This is a genomic window from Mycetocola sp. (assembly GCF_046716805.1).
GTDB lineage: Bacteria > Actinomycetota > Actinomycetes > Actinomycetales > Microbacteriaceae > Mycetocola_A.
The window spans coordinates 48,607-67,957 of sequence record NZ_JBKJWH010000083.1; the positions used below are offsets into that span (position 1 = coordinate 48,607).

Below are 19,351 nucleotides of genomic sequence, written 5' to 3' on the forward strand. Positions count from 1 at the left end.
TCGGGCAATGTCCGCCTGGAACGAAGTCTCCGACCGCGTCTATCACCGCCGCTACGACCCCCTCGACATTTCGGTTTCCGTGGTCGCCGGCGACCACGGCCTCCTCCTCGTCGACACCCGCTGCAACCCGCGCGAAGCTGACGAGATTCGCGCCGATGTCGCCGAGCTGGGCTCCCTCCCGATCCGATGGGTGGCGAATACGCATGCTCACTACGACCACAGCTTCGGCAACCAGCAATTCGCGGACGCCGAGATTTTCGGGCACCACCTCATCCCGAGGCATTTCGCCGAATATGAGCAGCCTCGACTCGCCGCCTGGACCGCGAACCCGGCGGCGCAGCCGCAGTACGACTGGGCGGAGGTTCGACTGACGCCGCCTACGACGCTGGTGTCGTCCGTGGAGGAACTCGACCTCGGCAACCGGCGGGTGCGTTTACACCCGCTTCCTCCCGGCCACACCGACACTGATCTCGTGGTTGAGATCCCGGATGCCGCCACCTGGCTCGTCGGCGACGTTCTGGAACAGTCCGGACCTCCGATGTACGGCTCCGGCAGTTTCCCGCTGGACTGGCCTGACGTGCTCGACACGCTCGCCGGGTCGATCTCCCTGGGCGACATCCTCGTTCCGGGACACGGGCACCCGGTCGACCTGGGGTTCCTCCTCGACCAGGCCGCCGTCCTCCGTATCGTGGCGAACGGCATCCGCTCGTCGTTCGATCAGTCGGAACCGGTCGAGTCCGCCAGTGAACGAGTCGCATCGGCGTCGCGGCTCCCCCTGGAGATCGTCGAATCCGCGGTTCTGCGCGGGTACACGCTTTTGGCCGCCGGTTCGGCGCGGTCGTAGGCTCGGAGGATGAACACCCCCGTTCCGAGCGCGCGCGTCGACAGCTGGTTGTGGGCGGTTCGCATCTACAAGACCAGGTCGATGGCGACGACGGCCTGCCGGGCCGGACACGTCCGGGTCGGGGGCGAACGAGTCAAGGCGTCGCACACCGTGAAGATCGGCGATGAGATCCGTGTCCGAGAAGGCGGTTTCGACCGCATCGTCGAGGTATCCCGCATCGTGGTCAAACGCGTCGGAGCGAGCGTCGCCGCCGAGTGCCTGATCGACAGGACTCCCCCACCCCCGCCCCGCGAAGAGGTCGCCCTCCTGCCGATGCGCGATCGTGGTGCGGGGCGCCCGACGAAGCGCGAACGACGTGATCTCGAGAAACTGCGCGGCCGGGATGCCGTCAGCTACGACCCGGAGGACTGACCGGGCGGTTCGGTAGTCTGGGAATCGTGACGAACCTGGACATCGACCTGCTCGAACGGATCCGAACGAGGGCTGCCGGCTACGACCGCGACAACCGCTTCTTCACCGAGGACCTGGACGAGCTCCGGGATGCCGGCTACCTCGCCCCGCAATCGCTCGCCGACGGCGTGAGGAATCAACGGCTCCTGGCACGGTACGCACCCGCGACGGCGCTGGGGATCAACATGCACCATGTCGTCGTCGGCGTCGCCCGGGTCCTGCACGACCGGGGCGATTGGGGTCTCGACTGGATCCTCGACGATGCCAGCGACGGCGAACTGTTCGCCTTCGGGGTCAGCGAGGCCGGCAATGACGAAGTGCTGTTCGACTCCCGCACCAGGGCGACGCCCGGCGAAGACGGAGCGTTTTCGTTCACCGGGCGCAAGATCTTCACCTCCCTCTCTCCGGCGTGGACCCGGCTGGGCATCTTCGGCCGCGACGACTCCGACCCGGCGAACCCGTCCCTGGTGCACGGGTACCTGACCCGGGACACCGACGGCCACCATCCGGTCGGAAGCTGGAACCCGCTCGGGATGCGGGCGACGCAGAGCTTCTCGACCCAGCTCGACGGCGCGGTCATCCCGGCTGATCGGATCGCCCGGATACTTCCCGTCGGCCCGAGCCCCGACCCGTACATCTTCGGAATCTTCAGCAATTTCCTGCTGCTCATCGGGTCGGTCTATGCCGGCATCGCCGACCGGGCGCTCGAGCTGGGCGTCGAAGCAGCCGGCCACCGCACCTCCCTGAAGAACGCCGGGCGGCGGTACTCCGACGACCCGGACATCCGCTGGCAGCTCGCCGACGCCGCCATCACCCTGGATTCGCTCGGACCGCAGCTCGAGTCCCTCGCCACCGACGTCGATTCCGTCGCCGACCACGGTTCGGCCTGGTTCCGGCTGCTCGTCGGAGCCAAAACCCGTGCGGTCGATGTCAGCCGCAGCGTCGTCGAGACCGCCATCCGTGTCTCCGGTGGCAGCGCCTATGACGCCGACAACGAACTGTCGAGGCTCTACCGTGACGCTCTCGCCGGGCTTTTCCACCCGAGCGACCCGGAATCGGCGCACTCCACAGTCGCAACGAACCTGCTCGGCCCCCCGACCGAGCAGGCCTGACGCTTGTTATTCTGCGATCACCGACAGCACATTGCCTGCGGGGTCGCGGAACCACGCGATCGTCGGGCCGTTGTCACGCATGATGCCCTTGTCGTCGGTGGGAAGGTCCGAGTTCTCGTAGATCTTGGTCTGAACCCCTCTGCCGTTGAGCTCATCCACAGCGGAATCGACGTCTGAGACGACGAAGTTGAGGATTGTGAAGGTGGCCGGCGTGTGGTCAGGTTTCGGGTAGGCCAGGACGTCGGCGCCGCCAGGCAGGACGATCCGGAGAAAACCCATGTCGTCGTCGGTGACGGTGAGACCGAGCTTGTCCGAGTAGAACGACCGCGCCGCGTCGATGTCGTCGACGCTGAATCCGCTGAAGGCGTGAACAGGTGTGAACATGACTCTCCCTTCGCTTGAGAACACGCTTCACGATGACACAGCCCGTGGGGGAACCGCGAGGGGGCTACGGCTGATCGCCGTTCCCGTCACAGACGTCGACAGGGCGAAGGCGTTCTCTGTGGACCAGGTCGGTTTTCACGCCGACCAGGACAACCGTGTTTCGGAGAACCTGCGGTTCGTGCAGTTGACCCCGCCGGGGTCCGCCTGCTCTATCGCGATCGGTGAGGGAATCACCGAGATGGCGCCAGGCTCGCAGACCGGCATCCAGATCGTGCGATCGCCGAGGCACACGAGCAGTTCCGTCGGTTCGCCGGTCGGTGGGCGCTGAGACGGCACGCGATGTGTGTCAGGACGGCCTCGACTGATCCATCCACCACTCGGTGAACTCGGCCGCCCGGCCATCCGGACCAGGGCGGATGGCCCAGAGATTGCTGTACGTCCGGCCGCCGGTGTACGCGGTCGTTCCCTGGATGACCCAGACCTCGTCCGTGGCGACGAGCGTGAACCATTCGAAGGTGTGGTTGCCTGGCTCGTCCTTTCGTTCGAGCCAGCCCTCGACGATCGCATCGACTCCTCGCCACGGTTCAATCCACGGCTCGGTGTAATACGAGGCGTCGTCGGTGAACAGGGCACGGATGTCGGCCGGTTCGTTCGATTCCCAGGCCCGCTCGTATGCCTGCATCCATGTCGTGGGATCGTCCATGGTTCCGGTCTACCGCTCCCGGGGAACGGAGGCAACGGGTGGTTCACCGAGACCCCCGCGGCTAGTCTGACCGGACGAAGGAGAACCGTGGAACTCGAACTGGTCGAAGGCGACATCACGACGCAGGAGGTGGACGCCATCGTCAACGCCGCCAACAGTTCGCTGCTCGGCGGCGGAGGCGTCGACGGCGCCATCCACCGGGCAGGCGGCCCGGAGATCCTCGCCGCCTGCCGCGCGTTGCGCGCAACGACCCTGCCGAACGGCCTCCCGACCGGCGACGCGATCGCGACCCCGGCGGGGAGGCTGAACGCCCGATACGTCATCCACACGGTGGGTCCCGTCTGGGATCCGGCGGACGACCGGTCAGCACTGCTCGCCGCCGCCTACCGGAACAGTCTCCGCGTCGCTGCCTCCCTCGACGTCGACTCGATCGCGTTCCCGGCCATCTCGGCCGGGGTCTACGGCTGGCCGCTGGCGGACGCTGCGACCATCGCGGTTCGGACGGTTCGCGCCGAGGCCCCGTCATTCCCGGTTCGGTTCGTCGTCTTCAATCGACCGGCGGCCGAAGCGTTCCGCATCGCGCTGGCGTCCTGATCTCAGCCGAGCACGACCACCGAGTGCGCTGGGACGCTCAGTCTTCCGTTCAGAGGAGCAGAGACGTTCTCGCCGGACGCCGTGAAGCCCAGCAGCACCGAACCTGCCGGCACGGGAACCGACCGCTCGGAGGAACTGAAGTTCAGCACCACCGCACTGTCGCCGCGGTGCAGGACGAGCCAGCGATCGGCCTCGTCGACGTCGACCCGAATGGAACCGAACCGCGGATCCGTGAACTCGGGCCGCTCCCTGCGCAACACGCCAAGGGCGCGGTAGAACGCCAGAATTCGCTCGTGGTCCGAGCCGTCGGTTTCACTCCAGTCCAGCTTCGAGTTCTGAAAAGTGGCGGGGTCCTGCGGGTCGGGGACGATGTCAGGGTCCCAGCCCATCCGGGCGAACTCCGCGATGCGACCTTCCGCTGTGGCCTTGCCGAGTTCTGGTTCCGGATGGGAGGTGAAGAACTGCCACGGAGTCGACGCCCCCCACTCCTCCCCCTGAAACAGCATCGGGGTGAACGGTCCGAGAAGGGTGACCGCTGCGGCGATCGCGAGCTGGCCGGCATCCAGCTGGGCGGAGAGCCGGTCACCGATGGCGCGGTTGCCGATCTGGTCGTGGTTCTGGTTGGCGACCACGAGTCGCCAGGTCGGCATCCGGTCGGTGTCGATCCGACGACCGTGGATCCGTTCCCGAAAACTTGAGAACGTCCCGTCGTGGAAGAAGCCGCCGGTGAGCACCTTCTCAAGCGCGGCGAGCGGTTCGAAGTCGGCGTAATATCCGGTGGTTTCCCCGGTGAGGGCGACGTGGACAGCATGGTGGAAATCGTCGCTCCACTGCGCATCGAGGCCGAAACCGTTCGCCTCACGCGGGGTGACGAGGGTCGGGTCGTTGAGGTCCGATTCGGCGATCAGGGTGAGCGGGCGACCGACGGCCGCGCTCAACGCCGCTACCTCACCGGCCATCTCCTCGAGCAGGTGGGTCGCCCGTGAGTCGACGAGCGCATGCACCGCATCAAGACGGAGCCCGTCGACGTGGTACTCGCCCAGCCACATCAGAGCATTGTCGAGGATGTAGCGGCGGACAGTGTCGGAGTCGGGGCCGTCGAGGTTGACCGAGGAGCCCCAGGTGTTGCCTGGCCCGTCGGTGAGGTATGGGCCGAACTTCGGCAGGTAGTTGCCGCTCGGTCCGAGGTGGTTGTACACCACGTCCTGGATCACACCGAGCCCGGCCACATGGCAGGCGTCGACGAAGCGCTGGTACCCGGCCGGCCCTCCGTAACCCTCGTGCACGGCGTACCAGAGCACCCCGTCGTAACCCCAGTTGTGTGTTCCGTTGAATGCGTTCACCGGGAGGATCTCGACGAAGTCCACGCCGATCGACACCAGGTGGTCCAGCCGTGCCGCTGCGGCGTCGAAAGTGCCCTCCGCAGTGAACGTGCCGATGTGGAGTTCGTAGATCACCGAGCCGGCCAGTTGGCGGCCGGTCCACCGGGCATCCGCCCACTGGTGCGCGCTCGCGTCGACGGTACGGGACAGCCCGTGTACCCCGGAGGGCTGGCGCCTCGACCGCGGGTCAGGGAACGGCCCCTCACCGTCGACGAGGTATCCGTAGTCGGTGCCGGGCTCAACGACGAGGCCCGGCCGGTCCCACCAGCCGTCCTCCGTCCGGGTCATCGCGAGCGTGTCTTCGCCGAGTCTCAGTTCGACGTGTGCGGCGCGAGGCGCCCAGACGCGGATGCCGTCGGTCATGTCAGTCCCCCATCGCTCGGTGATCGTCGAAATCGTCGGCGACCAGCAGTGCCACCGGATACTGCCGGAGCAGCTCTTCCAGTCGCACCGTGCCGCCCGGATAGCGTTCGCCGGTGAGGGCGTCCAGCCAGGGGCGGCCGGCGAGCTCGAGCGTCGTGTCGCCCCAGCCTCCAGCAGCCTCCAGCCCGAGCGGCAACCTCGTGGCCACCGTCACGGTGTCACCCCGGTCGAAGGCGACGACGTGGTCGGCTGCGCTCCCGTAGGCCGGAACAGGGAGGTACCGGGAGAACCACTCCGGCTTGTCCCGGCGCAGTCGAAGCGCGCGCGACGTGACGAGCAGTTTGGCGGCTCCGGTCTGGTCGACCTCCGGCAGCCAGCCCCGATCGACCCGGGCCAGGTAGTCGCGGCGGATGCCGAAGTCGACCTGGCGGCGGTTGTCCGGGTCGACCAGCGACGTCTCCCACAGTTCACTGCCCTGGTACACGTCCGGGACGCCTGGGGCGGTGAGCTGCACCAGCTTCGCACTGAGCGAGTTGGACCAGCCCGCCCGGGCCACTCGCTCCACAAAGCCGGTGACAATAGCGTTCACTCGCTCGTCGTCGAAGACGGCGGCGACCAGCGCGTGCATCTTCTCCTCGAACGCCTCGTTCGGTTTCGTCCAGGTGGTCGATGTCCCGGCTTCCCGAGCCGCTTTCTCGGCGTACGCGTCGAGTCGTTCCCGGGTGATCGGCCAGGAACCGATCACGGCTTCCCACAGAAGTTTCTCGAACGGCCCGTCGTCGAGCGGCGCGATCGAGCGCAGCTCGTCGAGTACCGTCTCCCATTCGGCGGGAATCTCCGCCAGCACGGAAATGCGGGCGCGGACATCCTCACCACGCTTCGTGTCGTGCGTCGACAGAGTGGTCATCGACGCCGGGAGCACCGCCTGCCGGTGTTGTTGCCGGGTGTGGAACTCGCCGACGTCGATCGAGAACTCACCGGGCTCCGCTCCGACCTCGTTGAGGGATGTGAGCCTCGAAAAGCGGTAGAACGCGGTGTCCTCGACGCCTTTGGCCATCACCATTCCCGATGTCTGCTGGAATCGCACGGCGGCGGGATGCTCCGGGTCGGCGAGGACGGACACGAGGGCATCGACACGGGAAGCCAGGTCGGGGCGCCGGGCCGCCGCCGTTCGCGCGGCGTAGTGCAGGTGTTCTGCGCCGAACGGGAGGTACGACCGGTAGACGGGAAAGGCGGCGAGGAGTTCTGCGAGGGCATCGTCTGCTCCCGGAACTTCGGGAATCAGCCGGGCCAGGCGAAGCACCTCGGAGCGCAGGATCCCGTCGGCGATGTGCCGTTTGCTCTCGTAGATCAGTTCGGGCCACACCGCGTCGATGTCGGCAGGCGTGCCCTGAAGCCGCCCCTCGAGCGCGTCGAGCGCGAGTTTGCCTGCAGGGTCGACGAGAACCCGGTCGATGTCGCCGAGCGCGTCATATCCAGTGGTGCCGGCGGCGGCCCAACTCGGCGGAAGCTGTTCCTTTCCTTCCAGGATCTTCTCCACAAGAACGTAGGTCCCGCCGGTTGCTGCCTGCAACGCATCGAGGTATCCGCCCGGGTCAGCGAGGCCATCCGGGTGATCGACCCGTATTCCGTCGACCAGTCCCTCACGCACCCAGCGGACGATCTCTGCATGGGATTCGGCGAAGACCCAGGGCACTTCGACCCGGATGCCTGCGAGCGAGTTCACCGCGAAGAACCGGCGGTAATTGAGGTCCGCGTCTGCCCGCCGCCAGTTCACCAGCTCGTAGTTTTGCCGGTCGTGCACGGTTCGGGCATCGGCACCGTCGTCCGCGGTCCCCGGTGCCAGCGGGAAGGCGTTGTCGTAGTAGCGCAACTGCCCGTCCACGAGCTCGAGGGCATCCAGCTCGGTGTCACCATCGCCGAGCACGGGGATGCGGAGTTTTCCCCTCGCAGCCACCCAGTCGACGTCGAAGGCCCCGGCGTACCGGGAGCTCTGCCCATGGGTGAGCAGGTCCCACCACCAGGCGTTGGCTGACGGGGTCGCGACGCCCATGTGGTTGGGCACGATGTCGACGAGGATGCCGCGCCCGGCCGAGCGGGCGACATCCGCGAGCTTCGCCAGCCCCCGGGCACCGCCGCGAACCGGGTCGATCTGGGAGTGGTCGATGACGTCGTAGCCGTGGTCGGAGCCGGGTTCCGCGACAAGGAGCGGTGACAGGTAGAGCCAGTCGGCGCCAAGTGAGGTCACGTAGTCGGTGACCACACCGGCGTCGTTCAGGTCGAAGCTCTCGCGGATCTGCAGTCGATAGGTCGAGAGGGGAAGTCTCATGCAAGCGCTCCCGGTTTGACTTCGGTCGAACTCGTGAGCTGTGACCCGCTGAGGACGGCGAGCGATGCCGCGACGGAGTGGTCGGGTTCGGCTTCAGGCGCGCTGTACGCCCGCATCACGATGAGCGATCGTGCTGCGACGGGCTGTTGAGCTCCGGCCGGGCGAGGCACGGAGTCCGCCCCCTCCCCGGCCGTGTCGACGACGATCTCCCACGCCGGTGAGTATTCCTCTGGCGGCAGTGTGAACTCCGCGTCTTCGGCACCCGCGTTGAAGAACAGCAGGAAATTCACGTCGGTGATGGCCTGGCCCCGGGCGTCACGCTCTCGGATGCCCTGCCCGTTGAAGAACACGCCGACGGTGCGAGCGAGATTCTCGTCCCAGTCCTCCGGCTGCATTTCCTCGCCATCCTGGTTGAGCCAGACGATGTCGGGGAGCGGCTCCCCCTCGCCTCGGCGGACCGGGCGTCCGTCGAAGAAGCGGCTGCGCCGGAACACCGGGTGTTCCTTCCGCAGCCGCACAACGGCGGAGGTGAATTCGACGAGCGGCGCGTCAGCCTGGTCCCAGTGCACCCAGGTCAGTTCGTTGTCCTGCGCGTAGCCGTTGTTGTTGCCCTTCTGGGTCCGGCCGAGCTCGTCGCCGTGCAGGAGCATCGGGACTCCTTGCGACAACAGCATCGTCGCGATGAAGTTCCGCTGCTGGCGGGCGCGGAGCCCGAGCACCGCCGGGTCGTCGGTGTCACCCTCGGCTCCGGAGTTCCAGGACCGGTTGTGCGACTCGCCGTCGTTGTTGTCCTCACCGTTCGCGTCGTTGTGTTTCTCGTTGTACGACACGAGGTCGCGCAAAGTGAAGCCGTCGTGGGCGGTGACGAAGTTGATCGATGCGACCGGGCGCCGGCCGGAGTGCTCGTACAGGTCGGCGGAACCGGTGAGCCGTGAGGCGAACTCCGCGAGCGTCGACGGTTCTCCACGCCAGAAGTCGCGAACGGTGTCACGGTACTTGCCGTTCCATTCGGTCCACTGCGGCGGGAAGTTGCCGACCTGGTACCCGCCGGGACCCACATCCCACGGCTCTGCGATGAGCTTCACCTGCGAGACGATGGGGTCCTGCTGTACGAGCTCGAAGAAGGTGGACAGCCGGTCGACGGCATACAAGTCACGGGCAAGCGCACTGGCGAGGTCGAAACGGAAGCCGTCGACGTGCATTTCGGTCACCCAGTAGCGCAGCGAATCCATGATGAGCTGCAGCGAGTGCGGATGGCGCACATTGAGGGTGTTCCCGGTGCCGGTGTAGTCGGTGTAATACCGCTTGTCGTTCTCTTCGAGGCGGTAGTACGCCTCGTTGTCGAGGCCTCGGAAGGAGAGAGTCGGGCCGAGGTGGTTTCCTTCGGCGGTGTGGTTGTAGACCACGTCGAGGATGACTTCGATTCCGGCCGCATGGAGCGACCGGACCATGCCCTTGAACTCCTGCACCTGCTGCCCGTCCTCGCCGGTGGACGAGTAGGCGCTGTGCGGGGCGAAGAAACCGATGGAGTTGTAGCCCCAGTAATTGCTCAGCCCCTTGTCGAGCAGGGTGGAATCCTGCACGAACTGGTGCACCGGCATCAGTTCGATCGCGGTGACGCCCAGTTTCTGCAGGTGTTCGATGGTGGAGGGGTGGGCGATACCGGAGTATGTTCCGCGCTGGGATTCCGGGATGTTCTCGTTCAACTGGGTGAGGCCCTTGACATGGGCTTCGTAGATCACGCTCTGGCTGTACGGGGTGCGCGGATGCCGGTCGCCAGCCCAGTCGAAGAACGGGTTCACCACGACGCTGAGCATCGTGTGCCGGGCGGAATCCTCGTCGTTGCGAGAGTCCGGGTCGCCGAAGTTGTACGCGAAGAGCGCCTGGCTCCAGTCGTTCGTGCCGTAGGTCGCCTTGGCATACGGGTCGAGGAGCAGCTTGTTCGGGTTGGCCCGCTTGCCCTGGCTGGGGTCGTAGTCGCCGTGCACGCGATAGCCGTACCGCTGCCCCGGCTGCACCTCGGGGAGGTAGCAGTGCCAGATGAAAGCTTCGACCTCCCGCAGCTCGATCCTCGTTTCCTCGCCGCCCTCCTCATTGACGAGACAGAGCTCGACCTTGTGTGCGGCTTCGCTGTAGACGGCGAAATTTGTGCCGCTTCCGTCGTAGGTCGCACCGAGCGGATAGGCGGTTCCGGGCCAGATTTCCATCGATCTCCTTGTTAGACGTCCCCCCGCGAACATGCGGACGGCGCCGGTACAAATCTAAGCTGTCGATCCCCGGGGGACGTTTTCGACGCGGGTCGCTGGCTTTTTCCGGCGTCGGATGATAGACCGATCGCACTCTGCTATGCCAATGCCGACGACTCGCGAAAGCAGGTCTTGTGCTGTTCCGGCTCCGAGAGTTTCATTGAAGCAATCGTTACATCGTGGCGCGGTCGCCGGCCTGTTCGACGCCTGGTGTATCTCGCGCCCACCGAGGAGGAGATCATGGCCAACCGACCAACCGAGAACACGACTCGTGACATCCGAGCGGAGCAGATTCAACAATGGGCCGCCCTGTGGCGTCGCCAGACCCCCTCCAGCGTCGTCCATGTTGACGCGGCCAAGCTTTTCGACGGCTCGGGGCAGGATGCCGAAACACACAGGCAGGTCATCCAGGATTCGCTCGCCGCAGCTGGCGCTCCGCCGGCTGACCGCGCCGCCATCGACCGGATTCTCGCCGAACCGACCGGCGTCGGCGGCCCGTGTTCCCGATTCCTTGTGGTCACCGATGGTGAACCGGCCGTGAACGAAATCCTGGCCGGACCCATGGCATCCCCTGAGATCGTGACGTTCTCGCCCGTTCCGAACCTGCTTCCCCTCCTGATCGACCGGAACAACGACGCGCTCTACCTCATCGTCGAGGCCGGACGCGAGGGCGGTGAAATTCAGGCATTCCGCGCTCGCCACAACGGAACCCTGCACCACGAGGACGTCCAGGGGCGGACGGACAGCCTGAACAAGGTGCAGGCGGGCGGTTGGTCGCACAGCCGGTACCAGAACCACTCCGAGGAGATCTGGAAGCAGAACCAGAACCAGCTGGCCGAAGCCGTCGACGCGCTTGTTCGAGAGCTGCGACCGCGGCTGCTCGTCCTCGCCGGCGACGTCAGAGCCGTGCAGCTGCTCTCGGAGGAACTCGCACCGGCGTCGCGAGAGATCACATCGACAGTGGCGACCCACGTGAGGGCAGCAGGTTCGTCGCGGGACGCGCTCGACGAACACGTCGCCGCCAAGCTCGACGAGCTGCGCGCGAAGGACGAAAGCGCCGCGATCGACCGGCTCTCCGCCGGTGACTTCGAGAACGGCGCCGTCGGAGTCGGTGCCGTGCTTCACTCTCTTCAGCAGGGGCAGGTCGAGACCATGCTTTTCGATCTCGACTCACTCGGCGATCGCACACTGTTCGCGCTGGCCTCCGAACCGTGGGTGGCTTCGGCACCGGAGGATGCACTCGGCGTTGCGGTACTGGATTCGGTGCCAGCCGCCCTCGCCCTGGCGAGGGCGGCGCTGGTCGCCGACTCCCGCTTGATGTTCGTTGACCCCGGTGGGCTGCCGCAGCAAACGGGCGTTGCGGCCGTGCTCCGCTGGCCGACCGGTCCCGCCGTTCCCGGCGGATCCCGGCCGATCCCGTAACGTCACATGGCACGGGGAGCGGCCCAAACGGCGAAATCGACTGCTTGTGCGAAGCTGAGCCGCGGATCGCCATTGCCTCCGCCCGTGTCTGCCCATACTGTGGCTCCATGCCTGCGTTCCGAAGTGCCCGGGCCCGATCCCGGGCGCTCGTCCCCGCGGCAGTTCTGGCCGGCATGTTCGCGGTGACGGGCGCTATGCATTTCCTCCGTCCGGAGATCTTCGACCCGATCGTTCCCCGGCGCCTGCCCGGCTCCAGCCGTTCGTGGACGTATGCGTCCGGCGCGGCCGAGTTGCTGCTCGCAGCCCTGATCGCGTCCCGCCGGTCCCGCAATCTCGGAGGGCTTCTCGCCGCCGGCTTCCTCGTCGCCGTTTTCCCCGCCAATCTGCGCACGGTGAGGGTCGTTCGCCGGCAACCGCTGCCGGTCCGGCTGATCGCCCTTGCGCGGTTGCCTCTGCAGGTGCCGCTGGTCGCGCTGGCTCTGCAGGTCGGTCGACGTGAGGGAGCATCGCGGTGACCGATACCGACAAGCAGCTCACCCCGGCGGCCGTCGCCGGCCGCCTCCTGGCCGAAGGCTTCAGGTTGCTGCAGCGGTTGCGGCATCCACGGCCGATCCACCCGCATGGGGTCGCGCTCACCGGAACCGTGCGCTTTTTCACCGACAGCACGACCGGTCTGCCCTTCTTCGACTCCCCGCCCGCCGCTGAGATCGCCGTCTCGGCGCGCGCGTCCCGCTCGCTGGGCGTCCCTTCTCCGCTGCCCGACGTGATCGGGCTCGCTGTCCGACTGGCCGCACCGGCCGGCGCCGCGGATGTCGTGTTCGCATCAACCGGTTTTGGCGTGCCCTCCCGATTCTGGCTGGCCATGCAACGCTCCCCCTCCCGCGCCCGATTCACCACACTGTTCCCGTATCGCTCGACCCGCGGCCCGGTGCTTTTCGCCGCCCGCACGATCGAGCCGGAGGACCTCCCGACCGGGCTGACCGACCTCGCAGCCGCGCTGGAACGCACGACCTGGCGCTTGCGCCTGTACTCAGCGACGCCGACCGGCCGCTGGCATCCGTTCGCCGTGCTCGAACTGGGCCGTTCCGCCGACAGCCCACTCGACACTCCGGACCGGTACGACCCGGTGAGCCATGCGTTGCCAGGCGCAGAGTGGTATCCGTGGGCCCGCCGGCTGCGCGAACCGTCTTACTCGAGGATCCAAGGGAGGTCATCATGACCAGTGCAGAGCTGTTGACGGATGCGTTCGGCAGAGTCTCCGGTAGCGTTCACCGCGTCGTGAACGGGCTGGATGCACGGATGCTGATGGCTCGGATCGACACCGATGCCAACTCCATCGCGTGGCTCATCTGGCACCTCACCCGGATCCAGGACGACCACATCGCCGACATCCTCGACACCGACCAGATCTGGCTTTCAGCGGGCTGGGTCGACCGGTTCCGCCTCCCGCTGTCACCAGCGGACACCGGCTACGGTCACTCGAGCGACGACGTCGCCGCCGTTGTCGTCGAATCACCCGACCTTCTGCTCGGCTATTTCGACGAGGTCAACGACCGAACGATGCACCTCGTGGCCGGGCTGTCGGAGGACGAACTGGACCGGATCGTCGACGAGAACTGGACCCCTGCTGTCACGCTCGGCGTCCGGCTCGTGAGCGTGCTCGCCGACGATCTCGAACACGTCGGACAGGCGGCGTTCATCCGCGGCGTGCTTCAGCGCCGTTGAGGAAACACCGACCGCCGATCAGCGGCTTCGAGACGCGAGTCTCCGGAGCGCCGTCAGCGGGATGGACAACCAGTCGGGCCGGTTGCGTGCCTCATACACGGCTTCGTAGACGGCTTTGTCCACCTCGAACGCGTCCAGGAGTTCGCGGTGGGCACGGAGGTCTGTGCCGGATTCCTCGATGTAGCCGTTGAGGAAAGCCCGCCGGGAGGCTTTCGTCCAGGCAGCGGCCTGATCGGTGCTCCCGAGTGAACCGGCCACGTAGTCGAAGCTGCGAAGCATCCCGGCGACGTCGCGCAGGGCGAAGTCCGGCCGGGATCGTTCGAGCATCGGACGCATCGGTTCGCCCTCGAAGTCCAGGAGGATCCAGTGACCGTCGGCGAGCAGCACCTGACCGAGATGGTAGTCACCGTGGATCCGCTGCAGCGCGGGCCAGTCGAGGTCGCCGACCGCGGAATAGAGCCCGTCGATCGAACCGCGAAGCTCAGCGATGGCCGGAACCTCGTCGATGGCGACCTGCAGGCGTGACTGCCAGCTGCCGAGCGTCTCAGCGATGTCTTGAGCGGACGGCGCGCGGGTTCCGAAGGACGACGCCAGGGTGCGGTGGACCTCGGCCGTCACGACGCCGAGGGCGTGGGCGTCCGCGGTGAAATCGACGCCGGCTTCGCTGGCACGCAACGCGAAGCGCCACGCATCCTCCGCGCCGGCCAGGAACTCCTGCGCGAAGGCCAGGTGTCCGCGGGCCCGCCCCCCGGGCTGTCCGACGTCGTTCCACTCCCCCTCGACACAACCGATCGAGTGCGGGACGCTGTTCGAACCGGCAGCAGCCAGCGCGGACTGGAGCACGACGTCAGGGTTCTCGCCATGGTGCAGCGCACGGAACACTTTGCAGATCACCCGGAGCGGGCCGTCGGGGGTGACGACGCGGTAGATGATCGACGTGTTCGACTGTTCGCCGGTGAGCACCCGCGCGGCGAGGATCGAGGTCACGTCGACGTTCCCGAAGGCACGCCCGGTGGCATCCGCCCCCTCAGACACCGCTGTGGCGTCTCCGGTGATCATGCGCAGCAGCGCTTCAGCGTAGGCGGGGTCGTGAGGTCCGTCGTAGAGGTACACGGTGTCGTCCCCGTTGGGGTACGTGCCGATCAGCGCCTCGTCGGCGTCGTCGAGCGGCACTTCTCGCTCTGTGACAGGCACCTGGTAGAGCACGGGAACCGTCGCACTGTGGTCCATGATCAGGTGCGTGTGCACCCGGGCATCGGCGGCAGGGATCTGCCAACTGCCGATCAGTTCGAGTTCGGGGAGGCGGCCCTTGCTGGCGAACCAGCGTTGGGATCCGAGCCAGGGGGCGATGAGGTCGAGGTGGCTCGTCAGCAAAGACATGTACGAAGACTATTACCCCAGCGAACTTCGGTCCGCCGTCGGGCCTCGGGGTTGACAGCGGCTCTCACGCTGTGAGGAACTCCGAGATCTCCCGTGCCATGACCGCTGGCTCCCAGCCGTGGTTGCGCGCGTCGATCCGCCGTTGGGTGGCGTGCGGCAGGGCCGCGACGATGGCGTCGGCCGCAGGAGGGAAGATCGGCTGGGTCTCCTCACCGAGAAGAACGACCGTCGGCACGGTGACGGCGGCCCACTCCGCCGGCATGGTTCTTCCGCGTTCCGCCTTCTCGAGAACCGCGGCGTCGTAGGCCAGGGTGTGGGCGATCGACAGCAACGTGGGCCAGGCCGCGCTTTTCCTCGCCCCCTCGAACCACGGCGGCGGCATGTCACGCATGAAGAAGGCCACCGCCCCTTCGCGGTCGCCAGCCGCCAGGCGTTCCTGCAGGCCGGCCAGATTTTTCGAGCCGTCGCTCTCGAGGTCGAGCGGCGGTTCCCAGAGCACAAGCTTCGTCACCCCTGGCAGGGCCGCCGCGGCCCACAGGCAGAGGACGGCGCCCGAGGAGCTCCCGTAGAGCGCCGCCGATCCCTCGACGACGTCCATCAGCGCGCGGATGTCATCCACCTCGCGGTCCACGTCGTAAGGCAGTGTGTCCGCGCTTTCACCGCGACCACGACGATCGTAGGTGATCGCCGTGAAGCCTGACTCCGCCAGGAGGCGGGCGACCTCGGCGGTCCCTGTGTCGAAGGCACGGAACTGATTGGCGCTCCCCACCAGGATGATGGCAGGCCCGCTGCCCTCGCGGTCGAAGGCGATGCGGGTTCCGTCGGCGGAGGTGGCGAACGACGTCATTCGTACTCCTGGTGATGGTGGTGACAGCGTTCACACTGGCACGATCGATGTCTCGTCACAATGCCCCGGCGTTGGAGCTTCGGCGAGCGCGGCGTTCGCAGAACAGGTACAGGATCACGTACGCGACGAGTGACAGGAGCAGGGTCGCCACCACCGGCAGGGTGGCCGGGTTCGCCCAGAGGAGCTGCTCCCGGGACAGAGCAACGGCGAGGTTGAGGAACACCAGGCTGACCAGTTGCGCCTGGAACATCCAACGAAATGCGCTCCACCGGGAGTCGAGGAGCAGCCACAGATGCACGGTACCGGGAAGGGTCAGCACCGTTCCGACAACCCGAGCCGTCAACGGCGTCACATCCCACGCCCACGAGCCGACGGCCACCTGCGGCGCGAGGAACAGCACGAGCCCGGTCACCAGCGAAGCGACGCCGAAGGCGGCGAGAAGAATTCGCACCGGCCAGGGAATCGTCGTGTCGATGGCATCCGGCCTGCCCCGGTCCGCGCGCCCGTTGACGACCAGGACGGCGAGCAGAAGGATCGGGGTGATGAGGTAGAGCGTCGCCCAGGTGAGAAACGAGATGTGGCCGAAGTGGAAGCGATCCCAATGCAGCACTGTAGCGACACCGAGGAGCGTCGCGAAGAGCAGTGCCCCGGGGAATCCGTGCCGAACCCGGTGCCACCGACCCTGCCGGAGAACCTGGACGAAGAACCAGATGCCACCGGTATAGGCGGATGCCAGCACCATCGCGGTGAGGGGCGGCTGAATGGTCCATGCGAACAGCCGCTCGGTGTCCGCCGGAAAAAGATACAGCAGCACGACGGCAGCCGCGAGGAACGGCAGTACGAAGACGGAGACCGCTGTGGTGAGTGGTCGGATGCCGTCATCACCGCGGGCGGGCGGCGTGCGGTTTCTTCCCGAGTGGGATTGTTCCCGGTCAACCATGGCCTGCTCCTCCGGATGTCACGTGGGCGGGTAGGCGCAGGGCTTCCTCCGCCGCTGCACGCGCCGAAAGTGTCCGGCCGGCCGCCCTGGCCTGCTCGAACAACGAGGCTCCGTCGCTCGCGAGGATCTGCCCGACCCATTGCTGGTGGAAGGAGAACGAGGGTGCGTTGTAGAGACCGCTTTGCTCCCGCAGCCGTTCCGCAGCTCCGAGCAGGCGACCAGCCCGCTCAAGCTCGCCGCGGGAAGCGGACGTCGCCACCATGCCCTCAAGCCCGTAGGCGATCCCCTCGTCGTGGGAGGCCGCCAGCGACAGGCTGAGGCTCTCGTCGAACGAGGTCTGTGCATCCGGGAGTGATCCGAGCAGAAGTTGCGCCCAGCCGAGGTGGTGCAGGGCGATGGCTTCGCCGAGTTGCTCCCGTTGCTTCCGGGCGAGGGTCAGGCTGTTCTGGAACCGCTCAAGGGCGTCCTGAACGTCGTGTTGCAGCAGGGCGACCCGTCCGAGCGCGACGAGCGCCATCGCCTCCCCCCAGTTGTCTCCGGTGTCGCGGAAGATTGCGAGGCTCGACTCGAGGTGCGCGGCGGCCCCGGCCGGGTCGGGCTCCCTCGCTGCGAGCAGTGCAAGCGCGAGGGAGATCCGGGTCAGGGCCTCACCTGGTGGGTCGCCTGCTCGGCGGAAGAGTTCAGCGCTTTCGAGGAGTCCGGGCACCACCTGCCCGTCCGGGTCCTGCCAGAAGGTGATCGCTCGGGTGTAGTAGAGCGCGACAGCACGGGTGAGGTCGGCGAGCGGGGCGCCGGATGCGAGGACCGACTCCATCCATCGGCGGACCTCGCCATGGTGACCGCCGACCCACCAGAAGATGTAGAGCGTCCACACGAATTCGGCGGCACGGTCCCAGTCCTCCCGCTCGAGCAGATACCGCTCGACCGCCAGAAGATTGTCGCGATCGTCGGTGAGCCTCACCATCCACTCCCGCTGCATCGGTCCCTCGAGTTGAGCTTCCGCGTCCACCCCGACACCGAGAAAGAACCGGGCATGCCGTTCCTTCATCTCGGCCAGTGTTCCAGCCGATTCGAGCTGCTCCAGGGCGTACGCGCGCACGGTGGCAAGCACGGAGAAGTAGGACCGATCCCCCCGGTCCTGCTGCCGCACGAGACTGTTGTCGACGAGAGTACCGAGAACGCCGAGGGTGTCGGCACGCATGTCCGGGTCCCACACCTTCTCGACCGCCTCGAGCGAGAAACCGCCCTCGAACACCCCGATCGTCGCAAGAAGGTTCTTTTCATCGTCGCCGAGCATCTGGGTGCTCCACTCGATGGTCTGCCGCAGGGTTTGCTGCCGCGCAGGCAGGTCGCGGGGTCCACCACCGAGGAATGCGAGCAGCCGATCGAGCCGCTCCAGCATCGCCGCCGGTGACAGCACCCGCACCTTCGCCGCCGCCAACTCCAGAGCGAGGGGAACCCCGTCGAGCGCTGTGCAGATGCCGACGACCGCGGCCACGTTCGCGGCGGTCAATTCGAAGTCGGGCTTGACCGCGTGCGCGCGCTCGACGAACAGCGTCACAGCCGGCACCTGGGATACCTCGTCGATCCCCGCCCCCGTACCGGGCAGCGCGAGCGGGCCGACGGGGAAGCTGTGCTCCACCGACACCCGGAGGAGCGTACGACTGGTGACCAGGAGAGTCAGGTCGGGTGCGGCCGTCAGCAGGTGGGTCAGGGTGGGCGCCGCCTCAACGATCTGCTCGAAATTGTCGAGGATGAGCAGCAGGCGGCGAGCGCGCAGCGCCATCACCAGTTTCTCGATCACCGGGGTGTCACCGATGTCTTGAACGCCAAGCGCCTGGGCGAGCGTGCTGGGGACGAGCGCCGGGTCGCGAACCGCTGAGAAGTCGACGAACCGCACGCCCCCGCCGAATGCGTCACGAACCCGGTCGGCCGCGGCGATCGCCAGCCGGCTTTTCCCGATACCGCCAGGGCCAGTGAGGGTGAGCATCCGGGTCGACCCGCCCCTCAGCATCCGTTCGAGCGATTCGAGTTCGCGCTCCCTGCCGATCAGTTCGGTGAGCGGGGCGGGCAGGATCACGGCGTCGTCGGAGTCGACTACGGCCGGTTGTGTCTCGCGCGGCACGTCTGGTGGGGTCGGCCTGCTCTGGTCGAATCGTTCAGCGAGGAGCGTGGCGAGGTCCGCTTCGAGGAACCCCCGAAGTTCACGCGGCTCGGAGAAGTATTTGAACGACGCTGAATCGTCAGAGCGGATGCGATCGAGTAACTCCGTGAGTCGCGGTTCCCTTGATTCCGACTCGCGGATATAGATCAGTTTGGGCATGGTCCGAGGCGACAGCAGGTATTCGTCGGCCAGCCCGGACACCTCCTCACCCGGCGCAACCCAGCCGTAGCGGTCCCCGTACAGGCCGACGAACACATCACTCTGCTCGAGGTAGGACCGGTATAGGTCACGGGGAGGGTGTGGCCGTGCCCCGAGCTCGAACATCACCGGCGCCAGGTGCAGGCGCTCGATGGCGGTGCGCGCCGCCTTGCGTTCGGGCGCCAGCTCCTTGAGCGTCGAACTGACGAACACGCGCAGACGCTGATCGGGGGTGCGAATCGTCCGCGAGGGATTCATGACTGGAATT

The 19,351-nt window shown here is 66.8% G+C and carries 17 protein-coding genes and 1 pseudogene; 9 read left to right on the forward strand and 9 right to left on the reverse strand.

Annotated elements, in window-relative coordinates:
• The first annotated feature begins 7 nt into the window (after positions 1-7).
• From ACLQ62_RS06725 to ACLQ62_RS06735, 3 genes are read left to right on the forward strand one after another with little or no spacing between them, the layout of a single operon-like run.
• Positions 8-844 (forward strand): MBL fold metallo-hydrolase, encoded by an 837-nt coding sequence (locus tag ACLQ62_RS06725; RefSeq protein ID WP_411720875.1) that lies wholly within the window; start codon positions 8-10, stop codon positions 842-844.
• Positions 845-853: 9 nt separating this feature from the next.
• On the forward strand, positions 854-1,255 hold the full coding sequence (locus ACLQ62_RS06730; protein ID WP_411720876.1) for an RNA-binding S4 domain-containing protein: 402 nt from the start codon (positions 854-856) through the stop codon (positions 1,253-1,255).
• Between the two features lie 26 nt (positions 1,256-1,281).
• The gene (locus ACLQ62_RS06735; protein WP_411720877.1) at positions 1,282-2,406 is read left to right on the forward strand and encodes an acyl-CoA dehydrogenase family protein; all 1,125 of its coding nucleotides are present in this window, start codon (positions 1,282-1,284) and stop codon (positions 2,404-2,406) included.
• Between the two features lie 6 nt (positions 2,407-2,412).
• Here the strand turns inward: ACLQ62_RS06735 and ACLQ62_RS06740 are convergent, their stop codons facing one another.
• Positions 2,413-2,790, reverse strand: coding sequence for a VOC family protein (locus ACLQ62_RS06740; protein ID WP_411720878.1), 378 nt, complete (start codon positions 2,788-2,790; stop codon positions 2,413-2,415).
• A 70-nt stretch (positions 2,791-2,860) separates the two neighbouring features.
• On the opposite strand from ACLQ62_RS06740, the pseudogene ACLQ62_RS06745 reads away from it, so the two are divergent.
• Positions 2,861-3,064 (forward strand): annotated as a pseudogene (locus ACLQ62_RS06745) (glyoxalase); the annotation flags it as partial.
• Between the two features lie 72 nt (positions 3,065-3,136).
• Here ACLQ62_RS06745 and ACLQ62_RS06750 read toward each other — a convergent pair.
• The gene (locus ACLQ62_RS06750) at positions 3,137-3,493 is read right to left on the reverse strand and encodes a nuclear transport factor 2 family protein (RefSeq protein ID WP_411720879.1); all 357 of its coding nucleotides are present in this window, start codon (positions 3,491-3,493) and stop codon (positions 3,137-3,139) included.
• Between the two features lie 87 nt (positions 3,494-3,580).
• Between ACLQ62_RS06750 and ACLQ62_RS06755 the strand changes: the two genes are divergently transcribed.
• Complete coding sequence (locus tag ACLQ62_RS06755) at positions 3,581-4,087, forward strand: O-acetyl-ADP-ribose deacetylase (RefSeq protein WP_411720880.1); 507 nt, start codon at positions 3,581-3,583, stop codon at positions 4,085-4,087.
• 2 nt (positions 4,088-4,089) lie between these two features.
• On the opposite strand, the gene treZ is transcribed toward ACLQ62_RS06755, so the two are convergent.
• From treZ to glgX, 3 genes are read right to left on the reverse strand one after another with little or no spacing between them, the layout of a single operon-like run.
• Positions 4,090-5,832 (reverse strand): malto-oligosyltrehalose trehalohydrolase, encoded by a 1,743-nt coding sequence (treZ, locus tag ACLQ62_RS06760; RefSeq protein ID WP_411720881.1) that lies wholly within the window; start codon positions 5,830-5,832, stop codon positions 4,090-4,092.
• 1 nt (position 5,833) lies between these two features.
• A complete protein-coding gene (treY, locus tag ACLQ62_RS06765; RefSeq protein WP_411720882.1) occupies positions 5,834-8,161 on the reverse strand; it encodes a malto-oligosyltrehalose synthase in 2,328 nt (775 codons plus the stop codon).
• Entirely contained in the window at positions 8,158-10,368 is a 2,211-nt protein-coding gene (gene glgX / locus ACLQ62_RS06770) for a glycogen debranching protein GlgX (protein WP_411720883.1), read from the reverse strand. The genes treY and glgX overlap by 4 nt, the downstream gene beginning before the upstream one ends.
• 279 nt (positions 10,369-10,647) lie before the next feature.
• Here glgX and ACLQ62_RS06775 point away from each other — a divergent pair, with 279 nt between their 5' ends.
• From ACLQ62_RS06775 to ACLQ62_RS06790, 4 genes are all read left to right on the forward strand, one after another.
• Entirely contained in the window at positions 10,648-11,829 is a 1,182-nt protein-coding gene (locus ACLQ62_RS06775; protein WP_411720884.1) for a Vms1/Ankzf1 family peptidyl-tRNA hydrolase, read from the forward strand.
• Between the two features lie 107 nt (positions 11,830-11,936).
• A complete protein-coding gene (locus tag ACLQ62_RS06780) occupies positions 11,937-12,344 on the forward strand; it encodes a hypothetical protein (RefSeq protein ID WP_411720885.1) in 408 nt (135 codons plus the stop codon).
• A complete protein-coding gene (locus ACLQ62_RS06785) occupies positions 12,341-13,048 on the forward strand; it encodes a hypothetical protein (RefSeq protein WP_411720886.1) in 708 nt (235 codons plus the stop codon). Before ACLQ62_RS06780 ends, ACLQ62_RS06785 begins: the two co-directional genes overlap by 4 nt.
• The gene (locus ACLQ62_RS06790; RefSeq protein ID WP_411720887.1) at positions 13,045-13,554 is read left to right on the forward strand and encodes a mycothiol transferase; all 510 of its coding nucleotides are present in this window, start codon (positions 13,045-13,047) and stop codon (positions 13,552-13,554) included. Before ACLQ62_RS06785 ends, ACLQ62_RS06790 begins: the two co-directional genes overlap by 4 nt.
• Positions 13,555-13,572: 18 nt before the next feature.
• Here ACLQ62_RS06790 and ACLQ62_RS06795 read toward each other — a convergent pair whose 3' ends face one another.
• From ACLQ62_RS06795 to ACLQ62_RS06810, 4 genes are all read right to left on the reverse strand, one after another.
• A complete protein-coding gene (locus ACLQ62_RS06795) occupies positions 13,573-14,934 on the reverse strand; it encodes a maltokinase N-terminal cap-like domain-containing protein (protein ID WP_411720888.1) in 1,362 nt (453 codons plus the stop codon).
• Positions 14,935-14,998: 64 nt separating this feature from the next.
• Positions 14,999-15,781 carry an alpha/beta fold hydrolase gene (locus tag ACLQ62_RS06800; RefSeq protein ID WP_411720889.1) on the reverse strand — a complete coding sequence of 261 codons (783 nt, stop codon included), beginning with the start codon at positions 15,779-15,781 and terminating at the stop codon, positions 14,999-15,001.
• Positions 15,782-15,836: 55 nt separating this feature from the next.
• Positions 15,837-16,721 carry a hypothetical protein gene (locus ACLQ62_RS06805; RefSeq protein WP_411720890.1) on the reverse strand — a complete coding sequence of 295 codons (885 nt, stop codon included), beginning with the start codon at positions 16,719-16,721 and terminating at the stop codon, positions 15,837-15,839.
• Positions 16,714-19,341, reverse strand: coding sequence for an ATP-binding protein (locus ACLQ62_RS06810; RefSeq protein WP_411720891.1), 2,628 nt, complete (start codon positions 19,339-19,341; stop codon positions 16,714-16,716). The genes ACLQ62_RS06805 and ACLQ62_RS06810 overlap by 8 nt, the downstream gene beginning before the upstream one ends.
• Positions 19,342-19,351: the final 10 nt, after the last annotated feature.